We start from the raw sequence: 1,120 nt of genomic DNA on the forward strand, positions 1-1,120 counted from the left end.
CCCTGTATGTCCGGGTTGTGTCATGATGCTTGCGGGACGGAGGCCGTTGGACCCCTGGTCGTTGTGAGACCGTAGACCGGCATTTGGCCCCGTCCCGCTTCGCATGATCAACCTGAACAGTTGCACGAGGCTGGTTGCAACAGACCTCGCATCACAGGGACAGGCCTCATGACTATATTCGATCGCTACGTGGGATGCGATGTTTCCAAGGATTGGCTGGATCTCTTCGACCCGGCCGAGGGCCGTGTGCGGCGGATCGACAACACGGCTGCGGCCGTGCAGAAGTGGGCCGGACATCTGGCGCGGACGAACTGCCTCGTCGTCTTCGAGGCAACCGGAAGTTACGACCGGATCCTGCGAGACGGCCTGCACCGGGCAGGCGTCGCCAATGCCCGGCTCAACCCCACCCTGGTGCGCCGCTACGCCCAGGCGCGCGGCCGCAAGGCCAAGACCGATGCGCTGGACGCGGTGGTGCTGGCCGATCTCGGCGAACGGCTCAGGCCGGAGCCCGACGCCCCGCCCTGTCCCCACCGTCTTCGCCTGGCCGAGCTGAGCGCGCGCCGCGACCAGATCGTCGCCATGCGCGTCATGGAGAAGAACCGCCTCTCCCAGGCCGAGGACCCGTTCGTGCGCGAGGACCTCGAAGCTGCGGTCACCCGTCTCGGCGAGGCCATCGCCCGCGTGGAGGCGGAGATCCAGCGCCATGTGCAGGCGCAGCGGGATTTGCGCGATCAGGCCCGCCTCCTGGCCAGCGCGCCGGGCATCGGCCCGGTCTCTGCCCAGGTTCTGCTGGCACTCATGCCCGAGCTCGGCAGGACCGGGCCCAAGCGGCTTGCGGCACTGGCCGGGCTCGCCCCGTTCAATCACGATTCCGGAAAACTCAAAGGACAGCGCTGCATCGCCGGCGGGCGCAGCCGTGTCAGGAAGGCGCTCTACATGGCCGCGCTGATCGCCGCGCGGACCTGTCCCGATCTCAAGGCCTTCGCCGACCGCATCACCCAAACCGCGAAAGCCCGCAAGATCGCCCTCATCGCCACCGCACGAAAACTCCTCATCCGCCTCAACGCCATGCTGCGCGACAACGTCCCCTATCGCATCGCATGAACACAGTTGCCGGTCT

The 1,120-nt window shown here is 67.1% G+C and carries 1 protein-coding gene; it reads left to right on the forward strand.

Going from position 1 to position 1,120, the window contains the following annotated elements; genetic code table 11:
• The first annotated feature begins 168 nt into the window (after positions 1-168).
• A complete protein-coding gene (locus tag TSB10GB4_RS19015) occupies positions 169-1,104 on the forward strand; it encodes an IS110 family transposase (RefSeq protein WP_186397044.1) in 936 nt (311 codons plus the stop codon).
• Positions 1,105-1,120: the final 16 nt, after the last annotated feature.

The sequence above is a fragment of the Stappia sp. TSB10GB4 genome (assembly GCF_900185745.1).
Lineage (GTDB): Bacteria > Pseudomonadota > Alphaproteobacteria > Rhizobiales > Stappiaceae > Stappia.